This window comes from Mesorhizobium sp. SARCC-RB16n (genome assembly GCF_008520305.1).
Lineage (GTDB): Bacteria > Pseudomonadota > Alphaproteobacteria > Rhizobiales > Rhizobiaceae > Mesorhizobium.
Genome location: NZ_ML703270.1, coordinates 230,682 through 248,762 on the forward strand (window position 1 = coordinate 230,682; position 18,081 = coordinate 248,762).

The 18,081-nt window shown below is 61.1% G+C and carries 18 protein-coding genes and 2 pseudogenes; 9 read left to right on the top strand and 11 right to left on the bottom strand.

Going from position 1 to position 18,081, the window contains the following annotated elements:
• Positions 1-65 precede the first annotated feature (65 nt).
• A complete protein-coding gene (locus C7I87_RS19380) occupies positions 66-1,394 on the bottom strand; it encodes an extracellular solute-binding protein (protein ID WP_149905711.1) in 1,329 nt (442 codons plus the stop codon).
• A 288-nt stretch (positions 1,395-1,682) separates the two neighbouring features.
• A pseudogene (locus C7I87_RS19385) lies at positions 1,683-2,368 on the bottom strand (PIG-L deacetylase family protein).
• Between the two features lie 24 nt (positions 2,369-2,392).
• Between C7I87_RS19385 and C7I87_RS19390 the strand changes: the two are divergent.
• The 5 genes from C7I87_RS19390 (at position 2,393) to nhaA (ending at position 9,368) form a co-directional block, all read left to right on the top strand.
• Positions 2,393-3,283, top strand: coding sequence for a DMT family transporter (locus C7I87_RS19390; RefSeq protein ID WP_149905712.1), 891 nt, complete (start codon positions 2,393-2,395; stop codon positions 3,281-3,283).
• 55 nt (positions 3,284-3,338) lie between these two features.
• Complete coding sequence (hrpB, locus tag C7I87_RS19395) at positions 3,339-5,798, top strand: ATP-dependent helicase HrpB (RefSeq protein ID WP_149905713.1); 2,460 nt, start codon at positions 3,339-3,341, stop codon at positions 5,796-5,798.
• Positions 5,799-5,917: 119 nt separating this feature from the next.
• The gene (locus C7I87_RS19400; RefSeq protein ID WP_149905714.1) at positions 5,918-7,249 is read left to right on the top strand and encodes an ActS/PrrB/RegB family redox-sensitive histidine kinase; all 1,332 of its coding nucleotides are present in this window, start codon (positions 5,918-5,920) and stop codon (positions 7,247-7,249) included.
• 64 nt (positions 7,250-7,313) lie between these two features.
• Entirely contained in the window at positions 7,314-7,877 is a 564-nt protein-coding gene (locus tag C7I87_RS19405; protein ID WP_015314185.1) for an ActR/PrrA/RegA family redox response regulator transcription factor, read from the top strand.
• A 300-nt stretch (positions 7,878-8,177) separates the two neighbouring features.
• Positions 8,178-9,368, top strand: coding sequence for a Na+/H+ antiporter NhaA (nhaA, locus tag C7I87_RS19415; protein ID WP_149905715.1), 1,191 nt, complete (start codon positions 8,178-8,180; stop codon positions 9,366-9,368).
• A gap of 276 nt (positions 9,369-9,644) precedes the next feature.
• Here nhaA and C7I87_RS19425 read toward each other — a convergent pair whose 3' ends face one another.
• Positions 9,645-10,145, bottom strand: a complete 501-nt coding sequence (locus tag C7I87_RS19425; protein WP_188393902.1) for an MmcB family DNA repair protein — start codon at positions 10,143-10,145, stop codon at positions 9,645-9,647.
• 212 nt (positions 10,146-10,357) lie between these two features.
• On the opposite strand from C7I87_RS19425, the gene C7I87_RS19430 reads away from it, so the two are divergent.
• Positions 10,358-10,951, top strand: coding sequence for a hypothetical protein (locus C7I87_RS19430; protein ID WP_149905717.1), 594 nt, complete (start codon positions 10,358-10,360; stop codon positions 10,949-10,951).
• 1 nt (position 10,952) lies between these two features.
• Here C7I87_RS19430 and C7I87_RS19435 read toward each other — a convergent pair whose 3' ends face one another.
• The 5 genes from C7I87_RS19435 to C7I87_RS19455 all read right to left on the bottom strand — a co-directional run bounded on the left by C7I87_RS19435 (position 10,953) and on the right by C7I87_RS19455 (position 13,571).
• Positions 10,953-11,258, bottom strand: coding sequence for a hypothetical protein (locus tag C7I87_RS19435; RefSeq protein ID WP_149905718.1), 306 nt, complete (start codon positions 11,256-11,258; stop codon positions 10,953-10,955).
• 78 nt (positions 11,259-11,336) lie between these two features.
• Positions 11,337-11,555 carry a hypothetical protein gene (locus C7I87_RS19440; RefSeq protein ID WP_149905719.1) on the bottom strand — a complete coding sequence of 73 codons (219 nt, stop codon included), beginning with the start codon at positions 11,553-11,555 and terminating at the stop codon, positions 11,337-11,339.
• Positions 11,548-11,856 (bottom strand): hypothetical protein, encoded by a 309-nt coding sequence (locus tag C7I87_RS19445; RefSeq protein ID WP_149905720.1) that lies wholly within the window; start codon positions 11,854-11,856, stop codon positions 11,548-11,550. Before C7I87_RS19445 ends, C7I87_RS19440 begins: the two co-directional genes overlap by 8 nt.
• A gap of 4 nt (positions 11,857-11,860) precedes the next feature.
• Positions 11,861-12,394, bottom strand: coding sequence for a Panacea domain-containing protein (locus C7I87_RS19450; RefSeq protein ID WP_149905721.1), 534 nt, complete (start codon positions 12,392-12,394; stop codon positions 11,861-11,863).
• A 229-nt stretch (positions 12,395-12,623) separates the two neighbouring features.
• On the bottom strand, positions 12,624-13,571 hold the full coding sequence (locus C7I87_RS19455; RefSeq protein ID WP_149905722.1) for an IS1595 family transposase: 948 nt from the start codon (positions 13,569-13,571) through the stop codon (positions 12,624-12,626).
• A 187-nt stretch (positions 13,572-13,758) separates the two neighbouring features.
• On the opposite strand from C7I87_RS19455, the gene C7I87_RS19460 reads away from it, so the two are divergent.
• Both C7I87_RS19460 and C7I87_RS36770 read left to right on the top strand, forming a co-directional pair.
• Positions 13,759-14,010: a hypothetical protein gene (locus C7I87_RS19460; RefSeq protein ID WP_149905723.1), complete on the top strand. Its 252-nt coding sequence runs from the start codon at positions 13,759-13,761 to the stop codon at positions 14,008-14,010.
• Positions 14,011-14,130: 120 nt separating this feature from the next.
• Entirely contained in the window at positions 14,131-15,120 is a 990-nt protein-coding gene (locus tag C7I87_RS36770) for a beta family protein (protein WP_373424745.1), read from the top strand.
• An 18-nt stretch (positions 15,121-15,138) separates the two neighbouring features.
• Here C7I87_RS36770 and C7I87_RS35995 read toward each other — a convergent pair.
• Positions 15,139-15,675 (bottom strand): annotated as a pseudogene (locus C7I87_RS35995) (sce7726 family protein); the annotation flags it as partial.
• 444 nt (positions 15,676-16,119) lie between these two features.
• On the opposite strand from C7I87_RS35995, the gene C7I87_RS19475 reads away from it, so the two are divergent.
• Positions 16,120-16,737 (top strand): winged helix-turn-helix domain-containing protein, encoded by a 618-nt coding sequence (locus C7I87_RS19475; protein ID WP_149905726.1) that lies wholly within the window; start codon positions 16,120-16,122, stop codon positions 16,735-16,737.
• Positions 16,738-16,815: 78 nt separating this feature from the next.
• Here the strand turns inward: C7I87_RS19475 and C7I87_RS19480 are convergent, their stop codons facing one another.
• Positions 16,816-17,286, bottom strand: a complete 471-nt coding sequence (locus C7I87_RS19480) for a nucleoside deaminase (RefSeq protein WP_149905727.1) — start codon at positions 17,284-17,286, stop codon at positions 16,816-16,818.
• 114 nt (positions 17,287-17,400) lie between these two features.
• Positions 17,401-17,883 carry a Cu(I)-responsive transcriptional regulator gene (gene cueR, locus C7I87_RS19485; RefSeq protein ID WP_149905728.1) on the bottom strand — a complete coding sequence of 161 codons (483 nt, stop codon included), beginning with the start codon at positions 17,881-17,883 and terminating at the stop codon, positions 17,401-17,403.
• Positions 17,884-18,081 lie beyond the last annotated feature (198 nt).

Below are 18,081 nucleotides of genomic sequence, written 5' to 3' on the forward strand. Positions count from 1 at the left end.
TTTATCTGAACTGTGTCCCGTGCCAAGGGCGGCACGGGACACTCGGTCGTGGCTCGGGAGGAACCTTAAATCTTGCCGTCGTCCTGGAAGGTCGCTGTCCAGTCCTTCACCAGGCTGTCGAGCGCTTCCTGGGCGGTGCCCTGGTCGGCCACCACAAAGTCATGGACGCGCTTCTGCATCGCCTGCAGCAGAGTAGCGTAGCTCGGCTCCGCCCAGAAGTCCTTCACCATCTGCATCGATGCGAGGAAGTCAGGGGCGAAGGGCGCGCTTTTCGGGAAGGACGGGGCTTCCACCACTGCCTTCAGCGCCGAGTAGCCACCGATCTCCCACCACTTCTGCTGAACAGCCGGCTGGGCAAACCACTTGATGTATTTCAGTGCGGCGTCCTTGTGGTCCGAGTATGAGACCACCGAGATGCCCTGGCCGCCGAGCTGGGTGAAGTGCGCGTCCGGGCCGGCGGGGTTGGGGAAGAACCCGATCTTGTCGCCGCCGACATTCGGGTCCTTGTACAAGCCGGGGAAGAACGCGAACCAGTTCATCTGCATGGCCACCTGGCCTGACTTGAAGGCGTCAAGCCCTTCCGACATGTAGGCGTCGGTCATGCCCGGCGCGGTGCAGCACTTGTAGAGATCCTTGTAGAACTCCAGGCCCTTCACCGCGTCCGCCGAATTGACGAACCCCTTCATGTCGTATGGCTTCTTCGGATTCTCGTATTGGAAGCCATAGTCATAGAGGACGTTTGTCACGCCCATGGTGATGCCTTCAGAGCCCCGTTCGGTGAAGATATAGGCGCCGTAGACCTTCTTGCCGTCGATGTCGCGGCCCTGGAAAAACTTGGCGATGTCCTTGAGCTCGTCATAGGTCTTGGGCGGCGCCAGATCGCGCCCGTATTTCGCCTTGAACTCGGTCTGCAATTCGGGCTTCGAGAACCAGTCCTTGCGATAGGTCCAACCGACCGCGTCGGCCATCGCCGGCAATGCCCAGTAGTTCGGTGTGTTCTTTGGCCACTCCGAATAGCCCAGGACCGTCGCTGGCACGAAGTCGTCCATGCTGATCTTCTCCTTGTCAAAGAAGTCGTTCAGCTTGACGTAGTGGCCGTTCTCGGCGGCGCCGCCGATCCACTGGCTGTCGCCGATGATCAGGTCGCACAACTTGCCGTGTGAATTCAGCTCGTTGAGGAAGCGGTCGGCATAGTTGGTCCACGGCACGAACTCGAATTTCATGCCGATGTTGGTCTGCTTGGTGAAATCCTTGGAAAGTTCGACAAGCGCATTGGCCGGGTCCCAGGCGGCCCAGCACAGCGTCAGGTCTTCAGCGTGCGCGACACTCGAGGCGGCAGTCGACGCAGTAATCGCCGAGGCCAGTCCCAACGTCAGTTTCAAGCTCGATTTCATGCCTTCCTCCCATTTGTGAAACACGTCTGGATGACGGTCTCAAGAGCCCTCAAACCTCTCTCCTCAGAGGCCCAAACATGGCGGCGTCGTCCACCGCGGATGTTTAGTAATTTGTTTAGTGATGCAATTTTTACTAAACAAGGCAAGCGAATTCGTTGCTGCGCCGCAACATGTTTGCGCCGGTGTCTGAAAACGTTGGGAAAAGCGCCGCGCGCCGGTCGGATGAACGCGGAGTGTGAAAACCCTGTTGGGCTGATTCGGATGCCGCCTCGGAGCGGCGTCCCGGGTTCAGTCGACCCGCTTGGTGCTCACCATCACCGTCCGGATCGGCGGCGCCGGCGGCAGCAGCGCGCGGATGTCGGCGAAGGGAAACATCGGCTCGAAGCGGAAGGCTTCGGCCCGCGAACCTTGCGCGCCGTTGCATTGGCCCGAGCGAAAAAGGTTCTGCGTCCGGGCGATATCGACGAAGCGATCCGGGTCCTGCGACTGGTGCATGCGGATCGCTTTGGCCTTGATGTCGGCATGGGCGGAAATATCGACATAGTGCGTCGGCGAGAAGCCGGTGCCACCCCATCGTGTCGGAGCACCGGAACCCCGAACGAAGCGGCGATGCGCACGCCGTCCGACAGCGCGCGGTGGTCGGCGTGATAGTCGTTGAGCGCGTGCGTGATCGCGAGATCCGGGCCGATCTCGCTTATCAGCGTTTTCAGCGCATCGATCAGCGCGGCATCCGCCACCAGCCCGCCATCGGGAAAGTCGAGGAAGCGCAGCGTCGCCCCGAGCAATGCGGCCGCCGCCGTCGCTTCTTCACGGCGGACACGAGCCAGAACGGCGGGATCGCTCTTGCCGCCCCTGGCACCATCGGTGGTCACGGCAAAAGTGAGTTCTGCGCCTTGCGCGGCATAGGCGGCCATCGTACCGAACATGAAGATCTCGATGTCGTCGGGATGCGCACCGAGCGCCAGTATCTTCAACTCTCTCTCCCCGGAAATGAAAACGTGACGAACGGAATCCTGCTCGCCCTGATCGCCTATGCAAGCTATTCGGGCAGCGATGCCGTTATCAAGAGCCTGGGCGGACAGTTCACGGTGTTCGAGATAGGCTTCTTCGCGACCTTGTTTGCCGGCTGTTTTCTGTTCTTCGCCCGGCCGGCGGGCGAACGCTGGCGCGATTTCTGGCGCATGAAGCGGCCTTGGGCCGTGCAGGCGCGGGCCTGGGCCGGCATCGCCTCGGGCGTGCTCAGCGTCTATTCCTTCACGCACATTCCGCTGGCTGAAGTCTACGCACTGATCTTCCTGGCGCCCTTGCTGGTCACCATCCTGTCGACCATCATCCTGAAGGAAAAAGTTGGTCCCTGGCGGTGGCTGGCCGTGGTCGCCGGCTTTGCCGGGGTGATGCTGGTGGTGCGGCCGGGTTTTCGTGAATTGAACCTCGGCCACCTCGCCGCCTTCGTGAATGCCTTCCTCGCCGCGACCAGCGTCATCCTGCTGCGGTCGTTAGCCCAGCAGGAAAAGCGCACGTCGATGCTCGGCGTGCTTGTGGGCTATGGCCTGCTGTTCAACGGGGTCGCCGCCGCCGCTACCTCTTTCACCTTGCCGAACGCCATGCAGCTTGTCTGGCTTGCGATGGTGGGCGCCTTCACCGCAGGCGGACAATTGCTGCAGCTGCTCGCCGCCAAATATGCCCCCGCCAACCGGATCGCGCCGACGCATTATTCGCAGATCGTCTGGGCGGTGATCCTCGGCGCGTTGTTCTTCCAGGAATATCCGGATTGGCTGTCGCTGGTCGGCCTCGCGGTCGTCGGCGGATCCGGCCTGTTGACCATGGTGCGCGAGGAAGCGCGGCTGGGCACGGTGCGCTGGAATCCGTTCTCTCGCACCCGGCTTTGAGTCGCCGCAGTCGGATAAGTTGCACGGCCCCCGTGACGCCTGATATGCGGGCGCAATGACGACCAAACCCTTGCCGGAGCTTCCGGTATCCGCCGTGCTGCCGGCGCTCAACGAAGCGCTCGGCTCCGGCAACAGCGCAGTGCTGGTGGCGCCACCCGGCGCCGGCAAGACGACGCTGGTGCCCTTGGCGCTGCTCGATGCGCCCTGGCTGGGCAAGGGCAAGATCGTGTTGCTCGAACCGCGCCGGCTCGCCGCCCGCGCCGCCGCCCGCCGCATGGCCGAACTGCTTGATGAGGAACCGGGCGCCACCGTCGGCTATGCGATGCGCATGGAAAACCGGACCTCGGCGCGGACAAAAATCCTGGTCGTCACCGAGGGCGTGTTGGCACGCATGATCCTCGACGACCCCGAACTGCCCGGTGTTTCGGCGGTCATTTTCGACGAATTCCACGAGCGCTCGCTCGACGGCGATTTCGGTCTTGCGCTGGCGCTCGACGTGCAAGGCGCGCTGCGGCCGGATCTGCGTCTGCTGGTGATGTCGGCAACGCTCGACGGCGCACGGGTCGCGAAACTCCTGTCGGGCGCGCCGGTGATCGAGAGCGAGGGCCGCGCCTTCCCGGTCGATGTCCGTTACGACGAGCGGCCGGCCGGAGTGCCGATCGAGGACGCCATGGCCAAGGCGATCCGCTCGGCCCTTGCCGACGAGAGCGGCAGCGTGCTTGCCTTCCTGCCCGGCCAGCGCGAGATCGAGCGCACCGCCGAGCGGCTGGGCGGCAAGGTCGGCGCCGACACCGATATCGTCCCGCTCTATGGGCAGCTCGACGGCAAGGCGCAGGACGCTGCGATCAAGCCGGCGCCGCCGGGCCGCCGCAAGGTGGTGCTGGCGACCTCGATCGCCGAGACCTCCATCACCATCGACGGCGTGCCCGTCGTCATCGATTCCGGTCTGTCGCGGCTGCCGCGCTATGAGCCGGCCAGCGGACTGACCAGGTTGGAAACCGTGCGCGTCAGCAAGGCCTCCGCCGACCAGCGCGCCGGCCGCGCCGGGCGCACGCAGCCTGGCGCCGCCATCCGGCTGTGGCGCGCCGAGCAGACGGCGGCACTTCCTGCCTTCACGCCGCCGGAAATCCTCGAGGCAGACTTGTCCGGCCTACTGCTCGACTGCGCCGCCTTCGGCGTCGCCGATCCAACCAGACTTGCCTTCCTCGATCCGCCGCCGGCGCCGGCGCTTAATGAAGCAAAGGTGCTGCTGCGCGCGCTCCATGCCATCGACGAGGCGGGACGCTTGACCGAAGCTGGCGCGGCGATGCGCAAGCTCGCTTTGCCGGTGCGGCTGGCGCATATGGTCGCCGAGGCGGCCAGCAGCGGTCACGGCGGTGAGGCGGCCATGCTTGCCGTGCTGCTCACCGAGCGTGGCCTTGGCGGCGACGGTGCCGATGTCGAACGGCGGCTGATGCGCTTTCGCGGCGAGAAATCGCCGCGTGCCACATCGGCGCGCCAGCTGGCCGAGCGCCTCGCCAGGCAGGTGGACGGCGCGAAGACCGGCGGAGCTGTTCCAGCCGGAACCCTGCTCATCCATGCCTGGCCGGATCGCGTAGCCAAGGCGCGCGGCGAGCGCGGCCGTTTCGTGCTGGCCAATGGCTCCGGCGCCATGCTCGACGCCGCCGATCCGCTGGCGGGCGAACCCTTTCTGGTCGTCGCCGACTTGCAGGGCAAGGCGCAGAATGCACGCATCACGGCGGCCGCGGCGATCGGCGAGGACGATATCCGCTCAGCGCTGGCTGACCGGATCGAAACGCGCCGGCAGACGAGTTTCGACCGCGAGCGGCGCGCCGTGCGGGTGCGCGAAACCGTGCGGCTCGGCGCCATCACGCTCGCCGAACGCATGCTGCCGGCGCCGGCCGGCGCCGATGCCGACCGCGCCATCATCGAGGCCCTGCGCGAGCATGGGCTCTCCCTTTTGACTTGGAGCAAGGAAGCCCAGACGCTGCGCCAGCGGCTGTCCTGGCTGCACAAAGGCCTGGGCGCGCCCTGGCCCGACATATCGGATGGAGCGCTCATCGAACGCCTCGACGACTGGCTGCTGCCGTTTCTGTCCGGTGCGGCATCCGTGGCCGCCATCGATCCCGGTGTCGTTTCGGCCGGACTGGCGTCTCTCGTGCCGCATGACCTCCAGCGCAAGATCGACGCGCTGGCGCCGACCCATTTCGACGCGCCGTCGGGCAGCCACGTGCCGATCCGCTATGACGGCGAATGGCCGGTTCTGGCGGTCCGCGTACAGGAACTGTTCGGCCTCGACCGCCATCCTTCGATCGCCAACGGTACGGTGCCCCTGACGCTTGAACTGTTGTCGCCGGCGCACCGGCCGATCCAGACGACGCGCGACCTGCCCGGCTTCTGGCGCGGCTCCTGGGCCGACGTGCGCGCCGACATGCGCGGCCGCTATCCCAAGCATGTCTGGCCGGAAAACCCGCTGCTCGCCACCGCCACCGCCCGCGCCAAGCCCAGGGCATGATCCCAAAAAGTGGGAACCGGTTTTTGGAACAGGTCATGCCCAAACAAGAAGTAGAGCTCCAATCCGACCTCGTCGGACTGGGGCGGGACCTAGCCTTGGGCGCTTTGCGGCTGTAATCCATGGCCATGATCAACATCCTGAACACGCCCGATTTCCAGCAGAGCCAGCGACTGCGCCTCAACACGCTGATCCGGCTGCGCTGGCTGGCCATCGTCGGTCAGAGCGTGGCGGTGCTCGTCGTCGCCTACGGCCTGAAATTCCCGCTGCCGGTCAGCCTGTGTTTCGCGTTGATCGCCTGTTCGGCCTGGATGAACCTGTTTCTGGCCTTCCGGTTTCCGGCTGCGCACCGGCTCACCCCGTTCGCCGCCTTCGGCATTCTGATCTTCGACAGCCTGCAGCTTGCCGGCCTGCTCTACATGACCGGCGGCCTGACCAACCCGTTCTCGCTGCTGATGACCGTGCCCGTCGTCATTTCGGCGACGTCGCTGCCCTTGCGCCTGACCGCGCTGCTTGGCGGGCTGGTGATGATAGCGGCGACCTTGCTGGTCTTCCGCCATCTGCCATTGCCCTGGTACGAGGGCGCGCCGCTGGTGATGCCCTTCATTTATGTCGCCGGCATGTGGATGGCGGTGCTGTCCTCCATCGCCTTTACCGCCATGTATGCCTTCCGGGTGGCCGCCGAAGCCCGGCTTCTGGCCAACGCGCTGGCCGCCACCGAACTGGTGCTGCAGCGCGAGCAGCACCTTTCCGCGCTCGATGGCCTGGCCGCCGCCGCCGCGCACGAGCTCGGCACGCCGCTCGCCACTATCACGCTGGTCGCCAAGGAAATGGAGAAGGCGCTCGGCGCCGATCCGAAATACGGCGAGGACGTGAAGCTGCTGCGCTCGCAGAGCGAACGCTGCCGCGAAATCCTCAAGCGCCTGACCAGCCTTTCGTCGGAGGGCGAGGCACATCTCTCTCGTCTGCCGCTGACCTCGCTGGTCGAGGAGGTCACCGCGCCGCATCGCGACTTCGGCATCTCGATCAAGCTTCGTCCCGGTGAGCGGACTGGACCCGAGCCGGTCGGGCGGCGCAATCCGGGTGTCATCTATGGCCTTGGCAACCTGGTCGAGAATGCCGTCGATTTCGCCCGCAAGAGCGTCACCGTGCGCTGGAGCTGGGACGAAGCGACGGTTTCCTTCTCGATCACCGATGACGGCCCAGGTTTTCCGCCCGAGATCATCGACCGCATTGGCGAGCCCTATATGTCGACACGCCAGGGTACGGAAGCTGGCGGCGGGCTGGGGCTCGGCCTGTTCATCGCCAAGACATTGCTCGAACGTTCCGGTGCCACGCTCGACTTTCGCAATTCGAGCGGGCTTGGCGAAGGGGCCGTGGTGCGGATTTCGTGGCCGAGAACCGTCTTCCTGAACCCGCAATCGGGCCCGGCGACCATGTTTGACACTGCGTAAATTGGACAATAGCCCCGCAAAACGATATCTGCGTAAAATTAAGGCAGCAGGAATTTTCGAGACGATGACAGGCGATGAAAATAGTGGGCCTATGGTTGAAGGCGAGGATACCTCGCTTCTGATCGTCGATGACGACAAGCCGTTCCTGACCCGTCTGGCCCGTGCCATGGAAACCAGGGGTTTTGTGGTCGAGACGGCGGAGAGCGTCGAGGAGGCCGTGGGCAAGGCGCGCGCCAATCCGCCCGCCTATGCCGTGGTCGACATGCGGCTCGGCGATGGCAACGGCCTCGACGTCGTCGCCGCTATCCGCGAGAAGCGCGAGGATTCCCGCACCATCATCCTGACCGGTTATGGCAACATTGCCACCGCTGTGACCGCGGTGAAACTCGGCGCCGTCGACTATCTGTCGAAGCCCGCCGACGCCGACGATGTCTTTGCGGCACTGACCCGTACCACCGGCGAGCGCGCCGCCCCGCCGGAAAACCCGATGTCGGCCGACCGCGTGCGCTGGGAGCACATCCAGCGCGTCTATGAAATGTGCGAGCGCAACGTCTCCGAGACCGCGCGCCGGCTTAACATGCATCGCCGTACCCTGCAGCGGATCCTGGCCAAGCGCGCGCCGCGTTAGGATCGCTGGTCGCCGCCTGCGATCGATGAAAGTTTACAGCCTGCGGCGGAGACGACCCAATCGCCGAAGTCAGCGCTGCCCCTCATCGCCCTGCTGGGCACTTCTCTGCGTATAGTGACGGTGAGAAGGGGCTGCGGCAACGCGACGCTCTTCTTGCGACGTCGACGATTGGCGAAACCGGTTGCGGGAGCGTCCCTCTCCCCGTCACTATACGGGGAGAGGATGCCGGCAGGCAGGTGAGGGGCGGCGCCGGCGCTTGGATAATGAGGCGCGCCGAGCAGGCTAGTTAACGGAGGCAAGATGCAGGATCAGAAGCAACGGCCGGTTTCCGTCTTCCGCGAATTCCTCGACAGCGAGGCGGCTGGCGGCATCATCCTGATGGCGGCGGCGGCCCTTGCCCTGATCGTCGCCAATTCGCCGCTTGCCGGGACCTACTTCGCCGTTCTCCATGCCTATCTAGGTCCGCTCAGCGTCTCGCACTGGGTCAATGACGGGCTGATGGCGGTGTTCTTCCTGCTCGTTGGGCTGGAGATCAAACGCGAGATGCTGGATGGTCAGCTTTCAACTTGGCCACGCCGGGTGCTGCCCGGCATCGCCGCCGCGGGCGGCATGGTGGTGCCGGCGCTGGTTTATGTCGCCGTCAACAGCAACAATCCGGCCGCACTGTCCGGCTGGGCGATCCCGACTGCCACCGACATTGCCTTCGCGCTCGGCGTGCTGTCGCTGCTCGGCAGCCGCGTGCCGGCCTCGCTGAAGGTCTTCCTGACCGCGCTTGCCATCATCGACGACCTCGGCGCCGTCATCATCATCGCCATATTCTACACCAGCGGCCTGTCGCTGGCCTATCTCGGCGCAGCCCTTGCCGTCATCGCCGTGCTCGTCGTGCTCAACCGCATGCGGGTGATGATGCTGGTGCCCTATCTCGTGCTTGGCGCCATCCTGTGGGTGCTGGTGCTGAAGTCCGGCGTCCATGCCACGCTCGCCGGCGTAGCACTTGCGCTCACCATTCCGCTCGAACGCTCGGCCGGCCTCGGCCACGACCATTCGCCGCTGCACCGGCTCGAGCACGGCCTGCACAAGCTGGTGGCGTTCATCGTCATCCCGATCTTCGGCTTTGCCAATGCCGGCGTTTCGCTCGCCGGCCTGAGCGTCAGTGCCCTGATCGAGCCGTTGACGCTGGGCGTCGCGGCCGGTCTCGTCGTCGGCAAGCTGGTCGGGGTGTTCGGTTCTTCCGCGCTCGCCATCCGCTTCGGCCTCGCCGACCTGCCGGCTCATGCCGGCTGGCTGCACATGATAGGCATCTCACTGCTGTGCGGCATCGGCTTCACCATGAGCCTGTTCATAGGCCTGCTCGCCTTTGCCAGCGACGTGGCGCTGCAGGACGCCGTCAAGGTCGGCATTCTCGCGGGTTCCTTCATCGCCGCGCTGCTCGGTGCCGCGGTGCTGCTGATGGCGCCGGCTGCGAGTGGGGTGGAAGAAGCGGAAGAGTAGGATGGCCTGCCCTAAAACGTGACCGCTGTTTCGACGCGAATGCACTTTTCGGCGAATGTCGCGCCGCCCCTCATCTGCCTGCCGGCATCTTCTCCCCGTAAACGGGGCGAAGGGGCTGGCCGCAACCCCGCCACCTTTTCCGCAATGTCGGCGATTGGCGAAATCCGCGACGAGAGCGTCCTTCTCCCCGTCGCTATACGGGGAGAAGATGCCGGCAGGCAGATGAGGGGCGGCGCCAGCATCTGACAGTTGCGGGCGTCAATTTCAGGGCCGCGACTACTCGCTCTCCCCCTCCAGCGCCGGCACCGCCACGCCCGCCAGCTCCGCCGCGAGCAGCCGCGCCGCGCCCGCACGCGCGATGCGCAACATCAGCGCCTTGCGCGTCGCCGCCGCCATGCGGTGCTCCGGCGCGTCGCGCAGGATTTCGGCGCCATAGCCGTCGGAAAGGATGAAGCCGCACTCGTCCGGAAAAATCTCCGCCGGCACACCGGGATGGGTGGCAAAGAAAAAACGGTCGGAATGCAGCCGATAATCCGGCCATTTGCGGTCGACGCGAAAATCCTCGATCGACGATTTGATCTCGATGATCCAGATATCGCCCTGCCGCGTCAGCGCCACGAGATCGGCGCGCCGGCCGGTGGCCAGCGACAGTTCAGGCAGCACATGCGCGCCCATCTGCATCAACAGCCGTTGCACGCCACGCCGCACCAGCATGGCACGCTCGGACTGGCGGCCGTCGATCAGAGGGTTCAGGGGAATCGGGGAGATGATTGGCATGGCAGGCATCATGCCAGGTTTTGTTCACGGTTTGAACCTGCTTTTAGGCGGCGATTATATCGTTGACAAACCTAGATGGAAAATAGGAATATGATCCTCGACAGGCCGGCCACTCCAATTCACGTCTGTGAGTCAATCCGTCGCACCATCTTAACCATTCCTTAACCATATGATTCTGTTATTGTTTTCCTCTGTACCGGAGGACGAATCATATGGACGCAACCTACAATCTTAACGGCGGTTTCAAGCCGACGATGAAAAGGTTCGCTGATCTCGCGGGGCCTGACTATTTCCCGACGCCAGCCTGGGCCACCCACGCCCTCATGGAAAACGAGACGTTCACCGGAGAAATCTGGGAGTGCGCGTGCGGGGATGGCGCTATGTCACGGGTGCTGGAGACGAGGGGCAATCCGGTACGCAGTTCGGATTTATTTGATCGCGGGTTCGGACAGTCCGGCATTGACTTCAACACCGCCAAGACGCCTGCGGATAACATTGTCACTAACCCGCCCTACAACAGCGCGGAAAGCTTTGTGCGTTCTGGCGTGAAACTAGCCCGCAACAAGTTCGCGTTGCTTCTCAGGCTGGCCTTTTTGGAAGGGGCAAATCGAGCCAATACCATTTTCTCCGAATGCCCGCCGGCCCGCGTGTGGGTTTTCAGTGAACGGATCACATTCTACCCAGCCGGAGCGGTGCAAGCCGGTAGCGGAACCACTGCCTACGCGTGGTTTGTCTGGGACAAAACCACCCCATCCAAGACAGAGTTGAAGTGGTTCCAACCCGGCTACAAGGGGAAGTATCGCTAGTTTATATGGCGTTGCGAGCCTGTTGGTGAACCCTGCCGGCGGCAGTTATCCGAAGGCCACCGTCTATTTGCTCTAAAAAGCCGCGATAGATAAAGTTTCTGCTGGAGCCCTTATGGGACGTAATGTTGCGCACACGCTGCTCCCAAATAGCTTCATTAGGTCTCGACACTGAACCCTGATAATCACCTGCCGTGAGAGCAATCCGGTTTGGTATCTCATGAATGAGCGTACCTATGGGCGCTTCACCGTTTGGGCGTCCAACCAAAATATCTTCCACAATCTCTGAAAGCCGCCGTTCTGTTGTCATGCTCTAACCCTCCCAAAGTAATGGAAGGGGACAATACGGCGCACCGATAAAGAGTCAACAGACGCAGCGCTTGACTGATCAGCGTTTTTCTTGCTCGCGCTTACGTCGAACCAGTTCCTTTATCTGCTCGTCGGTGAGCTTCGGCGCGTGGGCGATCTTGTTGACCACGGCATCGAATGCCGCGTCGGATTCGTCCGTTTCCAGTTCGCGCGCCTTCTCGACAAACTTCTGGTACTGCCGGTCTTTCGCTGACTGGGTTTCCAGTTCGCGGGCGGCTTTGCGGGACTTGTCAGGCATTGGCCTCTGGTGCCTCTGGCGCAAAGGCAACGGCGTGAACAGTGACGTCGTTGTCATCGTAGGAATATAGAACCCACACCTCTTTCGTCTCAGCTAGATCATTGCCGGCTACGACGAAAAGCAGAAACTTTGTCGGTTCATGCGCGTGACGAGGTAGGCCTTTCTCTGGCATTCGGCAAATAAGCCACTCAATGCCTTGCCATTGTTCGTCGAAGCGACCGTTAGCAACAGCGTGCGCGTCAACGAAGACCTGCGCACGCTGATCGAGTACGACAGTACGGTAGGTCGGCCAAGAAGCCATGTTGTTATGCCGCCACTGCTTCCACTTCGGCAGCCATCGAAGCGGCCCAAGTCTTAACGTCTTCCGTCACCTCTCCTAGTTCGGAAGCAAGGGTGGCGTAAAGGGGAATTTCTTCACCTTCGGCGGCTGCGTCCCAAATAACGTCGTGCGTCATCTCGCTTACAGCATTCGCCGTATAGCCACACACGGCATCCAAAATTGACCGCGCCAGAGCCCGGTCGTCCTCCGAAAGTGTTTCGACGTTCGGATTTGCCAGCGAAATGTACTTGCGAACATCGTATTGGAATTCGGGTTCCTGGATAAGGATTTTGCCATCATCCTTTAGTTCCCGAAGGGTCGCCAAGATTTGAGCTGGCACTGGTCCTTTCTTGCGCTTTACGTAAGACTCCCCCGTCACAGACAAACCGTGCATTTTGTATGACAGGACATCTGTGTACCAAAGCGTCTTATTGAGTCGTATCGCCCCCAGCCTATGGGGGTGATCTCGGCACTCGTGCACAATGAAGTGTACCAGCGCCTTAAATTTTGCGGTCGCCATGACAACCTCCTGTGATTCTTCGCCCTCATTTTGAGGGCGAATCCGTTAACGCATATATAGTGGGTGCTTGACAATGGGGCAAGTTTGCACTATGGGCGCCCCCGAGTCTGTAAAGTAGGCGTTTACGCAATAAATTCAGCTACTTGCGTTTTCTTCGCCTTTTTTTGTTCTCGACAAGTTCCAGATCCAGTTGCACAGGTTTCCTGCGAAATGAGCGCTTCGCGTCAACTCACGCCCTATACGTGAGGCGCTTGCCAGCGGCACCCTTCAAAGCAATGAGCGAACGAACGTTATCTTCAACGCCCAAGGCCGAACGGTTCGAATAGCGGAAGTCGAACTCTGCCAGATAGCGGTGCAGATGGTGTTCAGCGCAATGCTGGTAGACGCCCTTCATGCCGCGCTTGAAGATCGAATAGTAGCCTTCCACGGTGTTCGTGTGGATGGTCTTTGCGCCTTCGTAACGGACATACTCATCCTTGGAATGCACTACGGTATCGTGCGAGGCGAACTCGCCGCTTAGATAGCGATAGCCGCCCCACTCGTCAGTCATCATGGCGGTTTCCTTGGCGATGTTGGCGCGAACGATCGGCATGACGGTCTTCACCTTGGCGCTGTCGATATGGAAGGAACGGGCAATGCCGCCGCGCTCTACCAAGGTCAAGACAGTGTTCTTGTGAGCGCCACCGCCGCGACGGACTTCGGTGCCGGCAAGGCGACCGATATACGTCTCGTCAATTTCAACGGTCTTGCCATTGCCGCCCATAGGCGAAAGCGAGCCAGACGCCATTGCAAGGCGAATGCGGTGAGCCAGAAACCAAGCCGCCTTGTAGGTGATCTCCAAGGTGCGGTGCAACTGATGGGCGCTGATACCTTTCTTGGACGAACACATGAGGTGAATAGCCTGTAGCCAGGTGGTGAGCGGCAAATGGCTTTCTTCCAAGACCGTGCCCATACGAACCGTGAACTGGCCCTTGCAGTCACGACACTTGTAGAGGCCGTGGCGCTCGACGCCGTGCGGGTTTTTCTTCGAAGGCTTGGTGCGGACGCCTACCAGCTTGTACGGCTTTTCCATCGAACCGCAGTGATGGCAGACCGGACCATACGGCCAAAGCATACCCTCGACATGTTCGAAAGCAGCGGCTTCGTCGCGAAAGTGAGGGCGGGAGAGGACGGACATGGCGAAGGTTCCTAAGTTATTGGAATCTTTCTACCTCTCTCGGTTTGGTTTGTCAACGATATAATCGCCTTTTAGGCGGCGATTATATGGTTGACAAACCCAAAGTGGGGATATGGTTCTCGACAGGCCGGCGCTCACGAACGATTAAGACCTTCCACGTATCTCAAGGCGCCTACAGGGGGCGAGCGTGGCCGAAAAGAGTAAAATTGCGGAAGCGGTCATAAAGTATCTTTTGATCGCACAGATGCTTGGTGCGGGCGCTTTCATTGCCTTTTGGCTAAGGAACGGGAAGGCCACCATCCCAAAGCACGGCGGCGGCTGGCATGTCCTTGATCGGATTCAAGACCCGTACCTCTATTGGTTTCTACTGATCGCAATTTCATGGGCCGGCGTTGTGCTCCCGCTCTGGTATATCTACCAGGCCCCGCCGAAGCGCTAGGCGCTACCCAGCCGTGGGGGGATGGCACTATTTTCGACAGATGATCCGCTATCCTAGATCAATTTCAAATGTTACGTTCCCCAAAATAAATACTTGGGGGATCAAATGCCATATCGTTATATGCCCGTAGTGCGCACTAAAGCTGGTGAGGCGGATGCGCTTGGGAACTTGTCGCCGCCAGCAAGAGCGCGAGTGTTCCCCATCATAAGACTGGGCGGGACAGTTCCGGCTACTTTTTTGCCAAAGATGATTGCCAACGCTGCTGGTTTTCCAATCGCTCTCGACGGTATCCACAACTTTACGGTGACAGGCAGCGCTGCTGTGTACAACGCCCTGTTCAATGGCCTTGGTGCGGGTGGAGTTCCTGTCATACCAACTTTGTCAGTTCGGGCTCAACCGGCTTACAATACAGCAGCGGCAGCATTGGTGGGCACGTATGCTCCAGGTTTCGTTTTGCATGTGCCTTTGGCTGACTTACCGTTCCTCGCAGGATGGGTGGCCGCTGTTCCCGCATGGAATCCAAACCAAATTGACATTCTTATCGATGTTGCAGGAGTGGCCGAACAAGCGCCAATTCCGTATGCAAACTATGTTGCCCATACCATAAATGCATCTTTGGCCGCTGGTCATCCTTGGCGGTCGGTAACCCTTCATTCTTGGAGCGCGCCAAAGGATCACGGTCCTTTGAATCCAGGCCGAAATGATGTCCCCCGCTTAGACTGGCAGATTTGGCAACTTGTTAGAGCGCTTGTCCCGTTCCAACTCGACTATTCAGATTCGGGACACGTCCATCCCTCGCTTGACGAAGTGCCCGGATACGCAATGGCCAATGCTACGGTAAGCGTTCGATATACCATCGATGACCAATGGATTATCCACAAAGGCGTCAAGACGAGCGGTGCAAACGGTATCGACATGGGGACGCAATATAGAGGCCACGCACAAACCTTGCTGGCAGACCCCGCGTTTGGCGGCCTAGCGATACCTAGTTGGGGTGACGGGCGTATCCAGCATTACGCTATCACAGCCGGTGGCGCCGGGGGGCGGGGGCAGTGGGCCGCTTTGCTGCTTAACCGCCATATCGCGCACGTCGCCGACAGACTGCCTTAACCACGCGGTTCTCGACTTCAGGGCGCGCCGGACCTCGTCACTCAGGTCCGAAAATGATAGCTCCCCGGCGAGCCTCTGATGGATAGCTTTTGCAGGCTTACTTCGCCAGCCATCAGCGAGCCCATGTTCCTCCAGCACAATCAGGGCTTCCTCTTTCCAGAGGAGGCCCGCTATCAGGTCGGGATCTGGCGAGGGATTTCTGGACCCGCATTTGTCGCACTGTAGAACAACCCCATCGTTGGTTTGTTCTGCGACCATAACGCCCCACCAGCTTGGAATAATGTCGGTTGCCTTGGCTGCGTGCCGCTGCCCAACGACAAGCGTCACCTGATCGAATACGCGACTATAGATATCCGCCTGTACCCGTAGCCGTTGGAGCGTATCGCTGTCGCTCTTAAGTTCGAACCCCGATAGCTCGCCATTGATTACGGCAAGGTCGACGCGAACGGAGCCCGACCACACGCCCATCTCTTCAACGATGCGAGTATCTATATCGTCTCTGTGTAAGGCCTCTAGATGATTTCTCACCGCCAGCCTGACATCCTTATCACGCATTTCTTTGATACTCGGTCAGGGCTTGGTCTGTTCGCGCTTCTGGTGCTGCACCAGCTTCTTTATCTGTTCGCTAGTAAGCTTCGGTGCCTTTGCGATTTTCTGCACGACGGCCTCCTCAATCTGCGGCTTCGGCTGCTTGGGTTCAATCACAGCATGTCCTGCTTGAGTTTTGAGTGGGTTTCGTAGCGGCCAACCCTTGCGCTGCTTGTTCGTTCCAGCGACTCGTGTATAAGGGCTGTGTGGGGTTCGTGGCCCCACACAGCCCTTTAACCTCAACCCAGCCCGGTAGGCCAAGAGACGAGGAGGTTGCAAAGAAGATGACGGTCAGAATAGCAGGAGGGGGTCCACGACCCCTGATGTCCTACTGAAAGCCGCCAGTCGGCTGCTTCGCAGTCAGTATCGACGGCTTCCGTATAGCACCACTAAGCTCTGGGAGCAACAAAAATGTCTGTGGAATCAATGGCCACTGACCCGTACGAGGTTGTGCTTAACGATCTGCGGGCCAAGAAGGCTCAAATAGAACAAGCCATTAGCGCCATCGAAGCGATCCGGGGCGGAATGCCATCCGGCTCTTATTCGATGGCGGCTTCGGTCGCGCCAACCGGGCAAAATTCGGACATTGATTCGCCCGGAGCCTTCTTGGGAATGTCTATTGTAGACGCTGCTAAAAAGTTGCTGGCGGCCAAGCGTCAACCGTTGCGGAATCCCGACATTGCAGCCGCGTTCAAGCGTGGCGGCCTTGCAATGAACTCAAAGGATGCCGTTAACACGATTGGGTCTGTCCTTACGCGTCGCGCCAATGATGTTGGCGATCTCGTGAAGGTTGATCGCGGCACTTGGGGTCTAAAAGAATGGTATCCGAACAGGAGTTTCAAGAAGGGCGTTCCGGTCGAGAAGCTAGAGGCGGCTTCCGCAGCCGCATCAGGTGAGGAACCGCTTGGCGATACGCGCATGCTTTCCTTGGTTCAGATTGCCAAGATTCAGGCCGCAGGCGTGACTGAGGATGAGCTTAGGGCAATGCCGAAGGCTGATGCTGATGCGTTTTTGGATTTGCTCGGATGAAGACGTCGGGATCATCGACCCGGCTTCTTTTGGGCGATTGTATATTTGACAACCCCAACGTTCGGTGGCGAAGAACCACTACCGCTGCCAGAAGCCACGGTGCACCGAGACCAGTTCGTCCTCAATTTCGGGGAAGGGGCCGTGAACCTCGATCTTCTTCTGTCCAGAACCGAGCACAACGCGCGAGGACAAGCTCATCGTCGGGTTTTCGGGATGGTCGGCAGTTAGCGCGAGAAGCTCGGTCTCCTCGAAGCCATAGACCAGCCGGCCGATATTCGCCCAGTAGAGCGTTCCGCTGCACATCGCACAGGGCTCGCCGGTTGAGACCAGCGTGCATGTCCAGAGAAACTCCGGCGAATAGGCTGCCGCCGCGCGCCGGGCAAGTTCGGTCTCGGCGTGATGAACAGTGTCGATATTGCCTTGGCGCATGAGGATCGCGTCGTTGGGGCCGACCAGCACCGCGCCGAACGGATGATGGCCGTGCGCGGCAGCCTCGCGAGCGATCGCATCGGCGGCGCGAAGGTGGGCCAGCATCTGGTCGCGGGTCATGCGCTCTCTCCGGTCATTGGGGTCACCGGGCAGCGGGACCAGCGGCAGTGCTTATACCCTACGCTCATATTAGAGCGTGCAATATACTACACGGACCAGTGCTGGCGGCTTTCACTAGCGCGTAGCAAGGCGGCTGGCGCCGCCTTCGCCAAGGCCACCTTCCTCAACACCCTGTCTATCGCTCCTGCGGTGGGGTTTATCGTTGGCTAACGCCGCCCCCGCCATATCATCCAAAATCGGGCACTCCGGCCGCTCGTCGCCGTGGCAGGCGTGAACGAGCTTCTGCAGCGTCGAGCGCATCGATTGCAGTTCGCGCACTTTCTCCTCGATGGCGGTGACATGGGCGGCGGCGATCGCGCGCACGTCGTGGCTGGCGCGGCCGCGATCCCTGTAGAGCGCCATCAGCTGGCGGCAGTCGTCGATGGAAAAGCCGAGGTTGCGCGCGCGGCGCAGGAAGGCCAGCCGGTGGATGTCGTCGCCCGAATAATCGCGGTAGCCGTTAGCGGCGCGCGCGGGCGCGATCAGCCCGATTTCTTCGTAGTAGCGGATGGTCTTGGCCGGCAGGCCTGAGCGGCGGGCGGCGTCGCCGACATTCATGGCGGGTCCTCGATTTTGCGGGGCCTGCGATTCAGCCCCATTGAATTTACTTCACAATCCGGTGAAGGCTGTTGCCGAAATGCCATAGTGATACGCATACCAGCAGGTAAGTCCCCGCATATAGGCATCGTGTGCTTGGCAAGCAAAGCAAATGCCAGCATGAATGATGGTGAGAAAGCGGCCGACTCGTGCCGCTCT